Source organism: Candidatus Cryosericum terrychapinii (assembly GCF_003570925.1).
Taxonomy (GTDB): Bacteria; Caldisericota; Caldisericia; order Cryosericales; family Cryosericaceae; genus Cryosericum; species Cryosericum terrychapinii.
Genome location: NZ_QXIS01000004.1, coordinates 1 through 14,939 on the forward strand (window position 1 = coordinate 1; position 14,939 = coordinate 14,939).

Consider the following 14,939-nt stretch of genomic DNA (forward strand, 5'->3'; position numbering starts at 1 on the left):
ATGCGCGATATCTCCTTCTTCTCATCGGACTGCAGGATCTGCAGCCGGTTGTTGAGATCGATCACGCGAGTGGGCTCGACAAACAGGGTCATGCCACTGTCGGACTGGTCGTGGACAACCGACTGAATTGCATCCTTGAACTCTCGTTTCACTGGGATCACGTACCTGTCGTTCCGCATCGTTACGATGCGGTCTTGAACGGCACGGCCGTAGGTTTCGCTCCCGAGGATATCCTGGAGCACCTTGTTGATCGTTTTCTGCAGCTCGATTTTCTCACGACGGATGGCTGCGATGTTGATTGATGCGTCGTCAAGGATGTCTCCATCCTGATTGACGCATCGTTCTATCTCTTGTGCCAGAGATGAAAACGGCTTGACATCCTGGGAAATACTGAACAGTGTGGGATAGAGGTCCTTGATTGTCACGAACGCCTTTCGCACACGTGACAGCTCGTTCAGGACGACGCAAACCCTCCACACTTCCTGTCCGGCGAGCTGCAGACGGACCTTGGCCTTGTCCAGTTCGGCTCTCACGTCGAGAAGATTGCTGAGAGTCAGATCGCCGAATCGCTCCAGATACGAAGACGCTTCATCAGTCTCGGTCTGGGCTGCTCTGATGGCGTCAATGCTGTCGAGCGGAGCGAGCCTGCGTGCTTCTTCGGCACCCAGCGCCGACTCGGTCTGTGATGCCAAGTTCTCCTGAATACGGTCGAAACCGACCTTGCCATACGTGTATTCGCGAATCGCCTGCTGAGCCTCTATACCCGGGTTCTTCGTAGTATGCCCCCTACATGAGTCGCGAGGGCGGCCTCGACGGAGTTAACAAGGACATCGACCTCCTCGCCGAACAATGTTCGGTCGGGTGAGGCAAACTCCATCGAGAAGCCCACGCTCTTCTTGCCTGCCGGTAGACCGCCCCCCTGGAAATTGTCGAACACGACAATTGCCTTGAGTAGGGGCCCACCATGTTCAGCAACGATCGCCTGCAATTGGCCGGCCGTCATGCCGCTGTCCACCAGGACAGCGATGTCACGCCGAACCGACGGGAACCTGGAAAACTCCTTGAAGCTGATAGTTGGGATGTTTTTCAGCAGGGCATCGACAGAAAACTCGGCGTAGAATGCCTCCCGTTCCAGACCCAGCAGAACACCGACGTCGTGCCTGAGAATGCCGAGTGTACCCAGTGCCGTGGTCTCCGAGGAAAACAGGACGCCTGCGCCAGTCTCCAGGATTGCACTATCCGATGACACGACGTTACAGGGTACATGCAGATCGCGAAGGACTGACTCGATGATGCCCTTCAACACGAAGATGCTTGAGTTGATGGTGGGCGTCGTCCAGTTGGTATCCTGCCACCTCCCCACAAGAAGAATGCCAAGCTTCGTCTCCTCGTCAAAGGAGTGGTCGCTGACGCTGAACGTCTTGCCGATCTCGAACGAGGCGAAACCCTCGCGGCCTCGCGACAGGTTCCGCACCGCGGCTCCTGCAAGGCCGACAGCCATTGTGGGGCGCAGAGCATCCCAGTCTACGGTGAGCGGGTTGAGCAGGAGCGGTGCCGGAGGCAAGCCCATCGCGGTTACCGTGCTCTCCCGCACAAAACTGACAGTGCGTGATTCAACGAGCCCAATGCCGACGAGAATCTGGCGCAGGCGCTTACAGAGGGTTTTGAGGGGAGACTCTGAACCGCGGCGCAGGACGAGGTTCGGCGTGTGCGAGGGGAACTCGTTATAACCCTCCATTCTGACGATCTCTTCGACATATTCCGGCCAGGATGTCAGGTCGCCACGGAACGATGGCGGTATCACCGACAGGGTCGTTCCCGTGACCCTCGACGCGATTCCTTCATAGCCGAAGAGTCGTTGCATGTCTGCGGTGTCGAGGTTGGAACCCAGGTAGCCGTTCACCCGATCCAGATCGAGACTCAGCGGTAGCTTTGAAGGAACAGGGATTCCGGCAGAAGCAACACGTGAGACGTAGGAACCGAGACACTGCTCGCGGACGAGTGCCGATAGAACGGAAGGGACGGCGCTGACAGTGAGCCCTGGATCGGTGCCACGCTCGTACAGATAAGCTGCATCTGACTTGATGCCGAGGTGCCTGCTTGCATGTGCGACTGCCCTCGGAGCGAAGTGTGCGATCTCGAAGACGATGCGGGTCGTCGTAGCCGTGACGCTGGATGCCAGTCCGCCCATGACGCCGGCGACGGCCACTGGAACCGCAGCATCTGCGATGACGAGTGTGCCTGGTTCGAGGGAGCGCAACACGCCGTCCAGTGTGACAATGGTCTCGCCGGGCAGAGACGTCCGCACGATGATACGATGCTCCTGAAGGTGGTCGTAGTCAAACGCATGAGTCGGCTGTCCGTATTGTTTCAGACAGAGATTGGTCATATCGACAATCCTGCTGACAGGGCGGACGCACAATTGGTAAAGCTGAGTCCGGAAAGCGTGACTCGATGGGCCAGAGGCAACATCCTGTACCAGGACACCGATGTAGGAACTGCACAGGGATTGGTTGTTGATTGTCACAGCCAGGTCTCCGTCGTTCCGGGCGTGTGGAAGGGCTGAGGGCAGCGGTAGCTTGATGTCGCCCATATCGAACGGCTGATTCGCCTCTCTTGCCTTGAGCACTTCGATCCACCGAGCCAATCCGAGAACCGACAGGGCGTCGCCCCGGTCAGGTGTAACGCTCACCTCGAAGGCGGTGTCTCCTACGGGCCAGGCTTCCTCGAAGAGACTCCCGACAATCGCTCCCGACCCCAGATGCAAGATACCTTCCTTCTCTTCGGAGGACAGGAGGTCACTATCGAGTCCCAGTTCCTTCCAGGAGCACAGCATACCGAACGATTCTACTGTGCCGAACATGCGCGTCGCGATGTCCATGGCGTCGGCCGTCCTGCCACCTGGAATCACCACTGGGATGATGTCGCCCTCGCGCACATTGGTGGCGGCTGTGCATACACTGGTCGTTCCGCGCGAACCGAGGTCGAGGTCTATGAGCTGAAGCCTGTGGCGTGTCGGGTGGGGTACAGTATGCATGACCCGCGCAACGAAGACGTCCCTAAACAGGACATCGGTTCTTTCCGTCGATTCGATTTCAATACCGACGTCACCCAATTTTGCCACCAGCTCCTCGGGGGTGTAGTCAAAATCGATCGCGGCGTGCAGCGCAGAAAGCTTGACTCTCATCCAGTCACCTCAGAACTGACCCAGGAAATCCAGGTCATTGTCGTAGAACATGCGAATGTCACGAATGCCGTATTTGATCATGGCTATCCGCTCGATGCCCCACCCAAACGCAAATCCCTGATAGATGCTGGGATCGTATCCGACCTCTTGCAGTACGTTCTGGTGGACCATGCCTGAGCCGCCCATTTCGATCCATCCGGAGTTCTTGCAGGTTGGACAACCCTTGCCTCCGCAGATGGGGCATGAGATTGCGGTCTCAGCACCCGGCTCGACAAATGGGAAGAATGAAGGAAGGAGCTTGACGTTGGTGGATGAGCCGAATACTCCTCTCACGAATTCCTGGAGTACTCCCTTCAGATCTGCGAAGGTGATGTCCTTGTCGATGACGAGACCTTCAACCTGTGTGAACACGGGAGTGTGGCTTGCATCCACCGCATCGCGGCGATAACATCTGCCGGTGGCAATCATCCGTATGGGTGGATTCTCGCGTTTCATCGTCCGGACCTGAATAGGCGACGTATGCGTACGCAGGAGCATGCCGGGCGCCAAGTAGAATGTGTCCTGCATGTCGCGCGCGGGGTGGTCCGCGGGGATGTTGAGCGCCTCGAAATTGTAGTATTCCTGCTCGATTTCCGGACCCTCTTCTATGTCGAATCCCATGGAAAGGAAGACGGACTCGACCTCCTCCTCGACTTGCGTGAGGATATGTTTCTTGCCGGCAGGCATGAGCTGCCCCGGCAGAGAAAAGTCGATGTCATACCTGCGCGTGGTGAAAGACAGATTGGACAGCCTCTGCTCGATCGCTTGCGCTGCCCATTGCTTGAGTGCATTGACTTGCTCGCCGAACTGTCTGCGCTGGTCCTCGGCCACACCCGAAATCTGTTTGAGCAACGCCGTGACCGTGCCCTTCTTTCCCAGGTACTCGATCTGTGCACTTCGAACGTCCTGAGCATCGCGAGCGGCAGTCAACCGCGTCTCCAAGGCTGTACGGATTTCGTCTATCGTGCTTGGCATGTGCTGCTCCTCGTTCAGTGTCAATCAAGCGATTATCATATGAATTGTACGTTGATTCGCCCTGTTTACAAGCGTGCGTGCAGTTCACACGAGTCGCTTGGAGACAAGCGTGGGGGCGTTGCGTCAGTCGAAGAAGGGCTGGCTGGCGCCGATACGACTCTCATGCGATTGTTGCTATACTTGCTCTTGGTAGAGGTCCGCGCATATTGCGGCAACGAGGAGATGTCATGACCACAAAGCCCAAGGCAAGCAAACACATTGGCAAGAACCAGACCAGTATCAAGGCGGAGAATACCTCCAGTATTCTCCGAACCGTTCATGGGACAAACAATACTTCGCGAGCGGATCTGGTTCGACTTACGGGGCTGACCGCTCCGACGGTTTCACGTATCGTCTCCTTTCTTGTCGAGCAGGGTGTCGTCACGGAATCGCCGGGAGCGAGTGTGGGCGTAGGGCGCAAACCCGTCGTGCTGCACTTCAACGGGAGGTCGCGCTACATTGTGGCCATCGATTTCTCATGGGCGCATGTTCGCACTGCGCTCATGGACTTGGGTGGTGGTATTCTCGACCATACGGAGCGGACTATCGATCCCAAGGGCTCTATCAAGACGGAGTTCGAGAGAGTGCTGGAGACCGTGCAGGAACTGCTGAACCGTCACCGGGGTGTCAAGGTTATCGGTTTGGGTTTCTCCGCGCCCGGTCTCATCAACTCTGAGGCGGGCGTCGTCATCAGTGTTCCGAACTTCCCATCGATCCGCAACCTCCAGGCCCGGCAGCTGCTGCAGACGCGTTTCGGTTTTCCAACATTCGTCATCAATGATGCAAACGCTGAAGCCGTTGCCGAGAAGTTCTTCGGTCAAGGTCGTGATGCCTCCGATTTTGTTCTGGTGCACCTTGGCTATGGTATCGGCGCCGGCATCATTGTCGGGGGGCGCTTGTACACGGGCAACTTCGGAGTCTCAGGCGAAATCGGCCACACGTCGGTCGACCGCCGTCACGGGAAGTGGTGTGACTGTGGAAACCGTGGGTGTGTCGAGTTGTATGCAGGGCTGCGCGGTATTCTCGAAGACGCTTCCGCTCAGATCGGTCGGCAGCTGTCGTTTGCGGAGCTCCAGCAGCTGGGTGCCGAGGGAGACGCCAAGGTGCTGGGGGTTCTGAAAGAGAAGGGCGAGCTCATTGGGTATACCATCGTCAATCTGGTGAACCTTCTTGCTCCCCAGCGCATCATCGTTACGGGCCAGGTGGCGGCTCTGGGCGCCCCGATTCTGGAGCCCATGAAACGCATCATCACCGAACGCTGCTTCTACCACACCGCCGATCAGATCTCTATCACGCTGTCCTCTTTGTCAGAAAACAGCACTCTTCTCGGGGCGATGACGGTTGTGCTGGACGATTTCCTCGAGAACCCGTATGATTTCCTGACCGTTCGAGAGGAACGCCGTCATTGAGGAAGCTGTTCGACAGCTTGACAGCTCCTGCTTCAATCGTACAATTACTTGAATTGTAACGTTGCGTACAAAAGTGATTGAGAGGTTGGCGAAGTGGAGACATCAAGGGCGACGGCGCGCACTGTAGCAGGTGTGGACATAGGCGGGACCAAGGTCACGTTCATTCTCTGGTCGGGTGATGCCATCGCATACAGGGTGGAACGGCCATATGCTGCTCGGTCCAGTCGTGAGTTCTCAGAGCTGATTCTGAAAGGGATGAGCGACCTCCATCGGCGGGCGACAGATGCAGGAGCTGCCATCATGGGTACCGGTATCGGGTGTGCCGGCATGGTCGACCAGAAGCGCGGCGTGCTGCTGTTCCCTCCCAACATGCCCGGCGTGCGAGATGTGGCGCTTGTGGATATCGTCGGTGGGGTCACCGGTGCTCCAGCGTATCTGGAAAACGATGCCAACTGCGCGCTCTTCGCCGAGTGGGTCAGCGGGGTTGCCGTCGGCCGCCGCAATGTCGTGATGTTCTCTGTCGGGACTGGTGTTGGAGGAGCGCTCATCGTGGACGGGCATCTGTATGTTGGTCGTCACGGCTTTGCAGGCGAGATGGGTCACCTTCCCATGGTCGACCGAGGCCTGCTGTGCGGCTGCGGCCGGCATGGTTGCCTGGAGACCATTGCTTCCGGAACCGGCATTGAGCGGTATGTCAGAAGCGCACTGGCTCGAGGGTCGAAGAGCCTTATGAAAATGGAAGATGCAGACTCGGCCCGGACAATCTCCGAGTTTGCTCACAATGGAGATCTGCTGGCGCAGCAAGCCTTCAAGCGGGCGGCCCGCTACCTCGGCCGGGCGGCAGCGGCACTCATCAACACACTCGACCCGGATATGGTTGTGCTTGGTGGCGGAGTTGCCGAATCAGGGTTGCTCATGGATGAAATGAAACGCGTTGCTCAGCGGCGTTCTCTGCCGCTCGTGTTTGAGGGTATCGAATTCTCGATGGCACACTACAGGAACGATGCCGCCGCCGTTGGTGCGGCTCTTCTCGCGGATCAGCTTCTCAAAGGGCAGACTGTCTACTCGACGTAAGTTCGTCTGACGCCGTTGGAGACGCTCCTCCACGACCATTTCTGCGGGTGGTGTCTTGCTCGATGCTGGTCAGTTGCCCCCTGGCAAGACGTGAGCGAATGTCCGCGGCTTCCACCTCTGTGCCCGGTTTGGCCAGGAGAGCGAACATGTTGTGCTTGTACGCTTCTACACCAGGCTGGTCGAAGGGGTTGATGCCAAGCATATAGCCTCCTACCGCACAGGCGACCTCGAAGAAGTACACAGTGGCGCCGAAGCTGCGTTCTGAGACATCGGGCATGGTCAGCTGAAGTACAGGGACGCCGCCATCGTGGTGAGCAAGAAGAGTGCCGACCCTGGCATCGTGGTTCATGGCAGACAGGCTTCGGCCGTTGAGATAAGCAAGCTCGTCTGGCGAGTCCGTATCGCAGAGGAATGGGACGTCGGCTGGGGCGGGCACATCGACGACCGTCTCGAAGAGGGAGCGAGTTCCTTCCTGGACAAACTGCCCAAGCGAGTGAAGATCAGTTGTGAATTCCGCCGACGCAGGGAAGATCCCCTTGCCGTCCTTGCCCTCACTCTCGCCGAACAGTTGTTTCCACCATTCGCCGACGAAGTGCAGGCAGGGCTCGAAACTTGTAAGCAGTTCGATGCCCTTTCCACTTGTGTTCAAAAGACGTCGGGCAACAGCGTACTGTAGAGCGTCGTTAGTCGCTGCAGGCGAACCAAGGCTGGCAGTGCGCTGTTCTGCGGCGCCTTGCAGCATCGCACGGATATTCAGGCCTGCGATCGCGAATGGAAGGAGACCGACTGGAGTGAGTACTGAATAGCGTCCCCCAACGTCGCGAGGCAGATCGAATGTGACCAGGCCCTCGTCCCTGGCAAGATCGCGCAGGGTTCCATGCTCCGAGTCCGTTATGGCCACGATACGGGTGCGTGTCTTTTCTGTGCCGAACCGTCGAACCAACTCTGTTTTCAGGATGTGGAAGGCAACCGCGGTTTCGAGCGTCGTGCCGGATTTCGAGATCACCACGACGGAGAAACGATGGCCCGCAAGCCTGTCCAGCAACTTTCGGAGTTGCCATGAACTGAGGCTGTTGCCGGCGAACAGTATGTCGGGCAAGCTGTCGGTTGCTGAGCGGGATGGAAGGCCGGCAAGGAATTCCAGACCCGCTCGAGCCCCAAGATAGGAACCTCCGACACCACAGACGACGACAGTGTCCGATTGTTCACGGAATCCGGCAGCGACATCCTCGATTCTGGCCAAGAGACTGTCAGGAGCGTCGACGGGTAGGTTGAGCCATCCCGTGTATTCGGAGCCGGCGCCCTTCCTGTTGACGAGGAGCTGGAGCTGCAGCGCCGCCCCTTTCATTCCTCGGTCGATCTCCTCGGCATCGATGTGATCGAGAGCCCATGTGCTATCCAGTCGTATTGGTCCACTCATTCTGACACCTCCGTGTATCTCCAGCATTGTAGGGGTCTGCGACAGTGGTGCAACACCCGCATCGACTCATCTAAGATGTACGTGAAGGATGACAGAATACTGGTGATCCTTCGGATGAGAAAGGAGCAGTGGGAATGACGGATGTGGCGATTTCTTTTCGTCCCCGCGCAGACGGGGACCCATGCGGTGATGCAAAGATGGATTCCCGCATGCGCGGGGACGACGGAAGCAGACGATCTCTACCCGTACAGAGCTGGACATGACAACGTTACTCCACGAGATTGTGCTCTACCAGGATCGACTGGATGCAATTGCCAAAAGGAGACAACCTCTAGTGATCACAAAAGGTGGAAGCACCGCGACCATTTCTGGTGAGTTCACGACCTGATGATTCACGAACATTTTTACGTGAGGTGACACGGCTCCATCGCCCAGTAAGTGTGAGTGCTACCTTTTCCTATGTGCTCAAGATACATAACATATCTATGTTCTATCCAAGAAGAACAGAAGGGGAGTTTCGAGACTCGCTCAGGGTGGCTAGGAGTTAAGCTTTCCTTCTCAGTCTTGGATCAGTGGCATCCCTTAGTCCATCGCCAAGGAGGTTAAACCCGAGAACTGTCAAAAGAATTGCAATACCAGGGAACGTTTCCACCCACCAGTACCCTCCCGTAATCGAGTGAATACCATCGGCAAGCATCGCTCCCCATTCGGGCGTCGGCGGTTGTGCTCCAAGTCCAAGAAAACCGAGAGCTGCCGCATCAAGGATAGCACTTCCAATACTAAGGGTCCCATATACAATCAAAACAGAAAGAATGTTTGGAAGAACGTGAACTACCATAATTCTAAGGCTCGGTGTACCAATTGCTCTTGCCGCCTCAATGAATTCGCTATTGCTAACGACAATAGTTTGAGAGCGTACTATTCTTGCAATTTGAGGAGCATACGTAATTCCAATTGCAATCATGGCTTTATCAAGTCCCCTTCCAAGAATGGCAACAATAACTATCGCCAGAAGAATAGAAGGAAGGGAAAACATGATATCTACAATTCTCATAATGACGTTATCAACCCACCCACCCAGGAATCCAGCAACTACTCCTGCGGTCATTCCAAGCAAAACTCCTATGATAACGGCAATAAAACCCACTGTCAGTGAAATTCTTGCACCGTAGATAATTCTGCTCAGAATGTCTCTTCCAAAATTGTCGGTTCCAAGAAAATATGTTCTTTTGTCAGCCCAAAATCCGGGTTGCAAATTTATCTTGAGATTTTGGACAAGTGGATTGTGCGGAGCAATCAGAGGAGCAGCAACAGCGATAAAAACAAAAAAACAAATCACGAACAGCCCAAACATGGCAGATCTGCTTCTTCGAACGTATCTAAACGTTTCTATCAAAACAGAATCTTTCATCTAGTTCCCTTACTCATAATGAATACGTGGATCAACATAGGAGTAGACAATATCAACAATTAGGTTAATTAATGCAACCACCAAGGCGATGAAAATTACAGCACCTTGAACGGCAGGGTAATCTCTGGCAGAAACAGCTTGCACGATATACGTACCTAAGCCGGGCCATGAGAAAATGGTCTCTGTCAGAACAGCACCTCCCATAAGTCCTGCAAATTCCGTTCCTGAAGCGGTAAGTATGGGAATCAGTGCATTTCCTAAAGCATGTTTGATGACAACGGCCTTCTCACTAAGTCCTTTGGAGCGTGCGGTTCTGATGTAATCTTGACTCATGACATCAAGCATACTCGAGCGTGTAATCCTCGCGACAAATGCCATAGGTATGGTGCCAAGAGCAAGCGAGGGCAATATAAGATGTTTCAAAGCATCCAGAAATGCGGGAAAGTTCAATTCAAGTAAACTGTCTAGAAGGTACAAATGAGTTAAAGGTCTGATTGAGTACATCACACTCAGACGTCCGCCAGTTGGGAGAAGGTCAAGTTTAATGCCAAAGATCATAATGAGCATAATTGCTAACCAAAAAATGGGCATTGATACTCCGAATAAGGCGACTATCATACTTCCATAATCGAAAAACGAGTATCTCCTTACTGCCGAAACAATACCGGCAAGCAGTCCAATAATAGTAGCGAATGTCATTGCAAAGATTGACAGCTCAAGTGTATTTGGAAAACGCTGGACAAGCTCCACGAGCACCGATTGATGCGTAAGAATCGACTGGCCAAAGTCGCCCCTGAGGGCGTGTCTTAACCAAATGAAGTATTGCACAATGACCGGCTTATTAAGGCCCCACTCGGTTCTCATGTGTGCAAGCGCTTCAGCCGAGGCATGTTCTCCTGCCATCGTAATTGCAGGATCACCAGGTGCAAGTCTTATGAGGAGGAAGATAATAATGGACACTGCAAATACTATGAGAAGCACATTAACAGCTCTCTTTGCGACATAGTACTTCATTGGGGAGCTCCAGTGTTCAGCAAGGAGGGGCGCCCGCCCCTCCTTGCTTGCCTACCTGCTCTAGTTGCTGGTATCAAGGGAAACTGTATCGAAGTGATAGTCTCCCGTTGGGTAAAGAACAAAACCTTTTACATTTTTGGCAAAGACGAGAGTTTGTGTTGCGTACGCAAGTGGAACCCAAGGCGCATCATCATGGACAATTTGCTGGACTTGCTTGTAAAGGTCAATTCTCTTATTGAGGTCTGTTGTCATTTGCGCTTCTTTGTTTAGCGCATGCACTGTTGGGTTTCTGTAGAAAGCAACATTGCCTGCTGACCCGACTTTCGCAGCATCGGAATCAAGCAAGACATAGAGGAAGTCATCAGGGTCTGCGTAATCGGCCGTCCAACCGAGCAAACACATTGCCTGTTCTCCGGCCTCGGTCTTCGTTAGATACGTGCCCCAGTCGTATGTTACGATCTCCGCATCAATGCCGACTTGCTTTAGATCTGCCTGTATGGCAGTTGCAATTGCTTTCGGATCAAACATATAGGGCCTTGACACTGGCATTGCCCAGAGATTCGTTTTGAAACCATTTGGATATCCAGCCGCCTTCAGGAGCTCTTTTGCCTTGGCTGGGTCATAACTGTAGTCTTGGACTGTGTCATTATAACCCCAAAGCGTAGGAGGAATTGGATTTACGGCGGGCGTTGCTGTGCCTTTGTAAAGTTGATCCACAATATCTTTCTTGTTAATTGCGTAATTTATCGCTTGCCTTACCCTGACATCTGCAAATGGTTTTTGGAAACCTGGGGTGTCAGCACCCATATTCATTGCAAGGTAGCCGACATTGAGTCCTGGCTGGCTCAACACAGTAAGGTTCGAATCCTGCGTAATCTTGGGAAGGTCCGTTGGGTTAGGGAATTCCATCCCTTGTACCTCTCCCTTTTGAAGAGCAAGGTATCTCGAGGACGGATCGTCTATGACCCTGAAAATAAGCTTATCGATCGTCGGTTCAGTTCCCCAATAATTGGGATTCTTCTCAAGAGTTACGTGATCACCTTTGACCCATTCCACGAAGCTAAAAGGACCTGTTCCGACTGGATGGGCAAACCACTGGTCTTTCCACTGATTGCAGTTTGTAGGGCTCACAACATCCATAGTGAACATCGCCATTGTGCTGAGAAACGGAGCAAATGGCTGCGACAAGGTGATCTTTACTGTTGAATCGTCAACTTTTTCAGTTTTCGCGATTTCGCTAAAGCACCATCCCCAATACTCCCATTTTCCGTATTGATGGAATGGATGATTTGGGTCCCTCTGCCTTTCATAGGAGAACACAACCGCATCTGCGTTGAATGGAGTCCCGTCCTGAAACTTCACGTTCTGCCGGAGGTGGAACGTCCAGACAAGCCCATCCGTAGATGTATCCCAGCTCGTTGCAAGGCAGGGTTCTACCTCTGTCGAACCAGATTTGTACCTCACAAGCCCTTCAAAGATGTTGTTCATTACTGTTACAGATTCACCGTCCGTTACGTCCGCTGGGTCAAGCTCGACCGCATCTCCCTTAGCAAACACGAACGTTACTGGCTGCTTCGCTACAGGCTTGCATCCAGCAAGAAGGCTTACACCTAGCACGAGCACAAGCGCACAAACTAACGTTTTCTTCATTCTATTGTTACCTCCTCTTGGTTAATTTATGTTAACACTTTTCTAAAGTTCCTGGTTTCCAGTCTCCCCTACTAGATCAAATATTGCCAAGATTGAGCGATTGTTTTATCGTCAAAGAACCCCAGTACCTTTTTGAAGACATTGCTGGTTTTGTGAGTACATTTTTCTGTACCATACCCGATTTCCTGTAAGATACGTCATGCCGCCTCCCGTGTCAAGGCTCGGCATCGACTGATCCAACATTGAGGTGAGACGTCTCCGCAAACTCATGAGAAAATGGAAGTGAAGGATGACAGAAGAATGCTGATCCTTCGGATGAGAAAGGAGCAGTGGGACACCCCCAGGCAGGGGCCGTGCCCACGAAAGCAGAGATCTCTGTGGTTGCTGCCCCGGCATCCTGTCTCCGCAGGTATCCAGGTCGTGTGATCTGACTGCACTCCGACAATGGGAGCGAGTTCATGAACGGACATCTCACCCGTTCCCGTCCCTATCACAAGAACGACAATGCCCATATGGAAGAAAAAACAACTTCATCATTCGCACATTCGTAGGGTACGACCGGCATAACAGTCAGGGAGAGGTTGGCCTCCTAAACCGGCTGTACAGCTTCCTGCACCTCCTGGTGAACTGGTTCCTTCCCAGTCAGAAGCTCCTCCACAAGGAGAGAAATGGGAGCCACGTCACCAAGGTGGAGGACCAAGCACAGGCCCTCTGTGCACGGATACTGGCGCGGCAAGATGTATCGGAACAGACGAAGCAACAGTTGCGATCAACATGCGCAGCGCTGGACGTGACAACCCTCCTCCACGAGATCTCTCTGTCAGGATCACCTGGATGAGACCCCTAAGAGGAGACAACCTCTGGTCATCAAGAAACGTGGCAGCACCGCCTCCGTTTCCAGTGAGTTTGCGACCTGATGGTTCACCTCCATTTCTGAGGTGAGGCGACACGGTTTCAGCATGGTTCAAGGTATGTTCCCATTACCTGAGAGCGATGATCAGCACTTGAGTCGAGGAACATGCGTTTTGAGCCATAGAAAAAACCCTGGCCAGAAGGCCAGGGTTCTGTTGACAGACGATGAGCGAAGCAGAGTTCTAGTAGTCAGGGTAGGCCGGAGCAGCAGGTGCCGAACTCTCCGCTTTCGGAACGGTTGTGACCATAGCCGCCGTCGAGAGGAGCAGGCTCGCGATGCTCTCTGCGTTCAGCAGCGCGAGGCGTGTGACCTTCAGCGGGTCAACAATGCCGCTTTTGAAGAGGTCCTCGAACTTGTTGTTGAGCGAGTTGAACCCGAGATTGTCGTCGCCATCGAGAACCTTCTGAACCGCGATGACGCCCTCATAGCCAGAGTTGTCTGCAATGATCTTAAGCGGCTCACGAAGTGACTTGCGGACGATCTCGGCGCCGGTCTTCTCGTCACCGGTCAGCTTGAGTCCGTCGATTCCCCTTCCTGCCTTCACCAGCGCAGCCCCGCCGCCGATGATGATGCCTTCTGCCACGGCTGCCTTGGTAGCACTGACGGCGTCCTCGACTCTGTGCTTGAGCTCCTTCATGGCTGTCTCGGTGGGTGCGCCGACCTTGATGATGGCGACGCCACCGGCAAGCTTTGCCAGACGCTCCTGAAGCTTTTCCTTGTCGTAGTCCGACTTGGTCTCTTCGATCTGCTTGCGGATCTGGCCGATGCGGGACTTGATCTCCTCCTTGGCTCCCTTCCCGCCAACGATGGTCGTGTTGTCTTTGTCGACCTTGACTTCGTCAGCAGAGCCAAACATGTCTTCGGTGACCTTCTCGAAGGTGAGGCCGAGGTCCTCGCTGAGCACCTTGCCGCCCGTAAGGATGGCGATGTCCTCGAGCATGGCCTTGCGCCGGTCGCCGAAGCCAGGTGCCTTGACGGCGATGCACGAGAACGTGCCACGCACCTTGTTGAGGACGATGGTCGCGAGCGCTTCACCCGTGATGTCGTCGGCGACGAGCAGGAATGGACGGCCTTTCTGGGAGAGTTTCTCCAGTACGGGCAGGAACTCCTGGATGGACGTGACTTTCTTGTCAGTGACGAAGATGAGAGGGTTCTTCAGCACGGCTTCCATGCGGTCGGGGTCAGTCACGAGGTACGCCGAGATATAGCCACGGTCGAACTGCATACCCTCGACGGTCTCAACCTTCATCTCGAGACCCTGAGACTCTTCCACGGTGATGACGCCGTCCTTGCCGACCTTCTCCATGGCGTCCGCAATTGCCTCACCGACGGTTGGCATCTTGGATGAGACAGTGGCAACCTGTGCCTTTTCTTCACGAGTCTTGACTTGGCGAGACAGCTTCTTGAGCTCTTCGAGAACAGCTGTCGTCGCTTTGTCCATGCCGGCCTTGAGTGCGACGGAGTCTGCGCCGGCAGTGACGTTCTTGATACCTTCCTGAATCATGATCTGGGCAAGGACAGTGGCTGTGGTTGTACCGTCACCAGCCTGGTCCTCAGTCTTCTGGGCAATTTCCCTGAGGAGCTGTGCGCCGATGTTCTCGTTCGGATCCTGGAGTTCGATTTCCTTGGCGATGCTGACGCCGTCGTCGGACAGGACCGGCGAACCAAACTTCTTCTCGAGTGCAACATGGCGGCCCTTTGGTCCCAGCGTAACCCTGACCGTATTGGCGAGCTTATCAACGCCAGTGCGAATCTTTTCGTATGCTTCCTCATTGAAGATGATCTGTTTTGCATCCATGGTCATTCCT

At 54.4% G+C, this 14,939-nt stretch carries 10 protein-coding genes and 1 pseudogene; 3 read left to right on the top strand and 8 right to left on the bottom strand.

Annotated elements, in window-relative coordinates:
- From SMC7_RS00540 to pheS, 3 genes and pseudogenes are all read right to left on the bottom strand, one after another.
- Positions 1 to 692 (bottom strand): annotated as a pseudogene (locus tag SMC7_RS00540) (hypothetical protein); the annotation flags it as partial.
- A 65-nt stretch (positions 693 to 757) separates the two neighbouring features.
- A complete protein-coding gene (gene pheT, locus SMC7_RS00545; RefSeq protein WP_119088438.1) occupies positions 758 to 3,187 on the bottom strand; it encodes a phenylalanine--tRNA ligase subunit beta in 2,430 nt (809 codons plus the stop codon).
- 9 nt (positions 3,188 to 3,196) lie between these two features.
- A complete protein-coding gene (pheS, locus tag SMC7_RS00550) occupies positions 3,197 to 4,201 on the bottom strand; it encodes a phenylalanine--tRNA ligase subunit alpha (protein ID WP_119088439.1) in 1,005 nt (334 codons plus the stop codon).
- A 227-nt stretch (positions 4,202 to 4,428) separates the two neighbouring features.
- On the opposite strand from pheS, the gene SMC7_RS00555 reads away from it, so the two are divergent.
- Positions 4,429 to 5,649, top strand: a complete 1,221-nt coding sequence (locus tag SMC7_RS00555) for an ROK family transcriptional regulator (protein WP_119088440.1) — start codon at positions 4,429 to 4,431, stop codon at positions 5,647 to 5,649.
- A 93-nt stretch (positions 5,650 to 5,742) separates the two neighbouring features.
- On the top strand, positions 5,743 to 6,723 hold the full coding sequence (locus SMC7_RS00560) for an ROK family protein (protein ID WP_119088441.1): 981 nt from the start codon (positions 5,743 to 5,745) through the stop codon (positions 6,721 to 6,723).
- Here SMC7_RS00560 and SMC7_RS00565 read toward each other — a convergent pair.
- A complete protein-coding gene (locus SMC7_RS00565) occupies positions 6,695 to 8,143 on the bottom strand; it encodes a glucose-6-phosphate isomerase (protein ID WP_119088442.1) in 1,449 nt (482 codons plus the stop codon). The two genes, SMC7_RS00560 and SMC7_RS00565, sit on opposite strands and share 29 nt — an antisense overlap.
- 259 nt (positions 8,144 to 8,402) lie before the next feature.
- Between SMC7_RS00565 and SMC7_RS07510 the strand changes: the two genes are divergently transcribed.
- Complete coding sequence (locus SMC7_RS07510; protein WP_279386251.1) at positions 8,403 to 8,531, top strand: hypothetical protein; 129 nt, start codon at positions 8,403 to 8,405, stop codon at positions 8,529 to 8,531.
- 156 nt (positions 8,532 to 8,687) lie between these two features.
- Here the strand turns inward: SMC7_RS07510 and SMC7_RS00570 are convergent, their stop codons facing one another.
- The 4 genes from SMC7_RS00570 to groL all read right to left on the bottom strand — a co-directional run bounded on the left by SMC7_RS00570 (position 8,688) and on the right by groL (position 14,929).
- Positions 8,688 to 9,554, bottom strand: a complete 867-nt coding sequence (locus tag SMC7_RS00570) for an ABC transporter permease (protein ID WP_119088443.1) — start codon at positions 9,552 to 9,554, stop codon at positions 8,688 to 8,690.
- A 9-nt stretch (positions 9,555 to 9,563) separates the two neighbouring features.
- Complete coding sequence (locus tag SMC7_RS00575) at positions 9,564 to 10,568, bottom strand: ABC transporter permease (RefSeq protein ID WP_119088444.1); 1,005 nt, start codon at positions 10,566 to 10,568, stop codon at positions 9,564 to 9,566.
- Between the two features lie 60 nt (positions 10,569 to 10,628).
- A complete protein-coding gene (locus SMC7_RS00580) occupies positions 10,629 to 12,218 on the bottom strand; it encodes an ABC transporter substrate-binding protein (RefSeq protein WP_119088445.1) in 1,590 nt (529 codons plus the stop codon).
- Positions 12,219 to 13,312: 1,094 nt separating this feature from the next.
- Positions 13,313 to 14,929, bottom strand: a complete 1,617-nt coding sequence (gene groL / locus SMC7_RS00585) for a chaperonin GroEL (protein ID WP_119088446.1) — start codon at positions 14,927 to 14,929, stop codon at positions 13,313 to 13,315.
- Positions 14,930 to 14,939 lie beyond the last annotated feature (10 nt).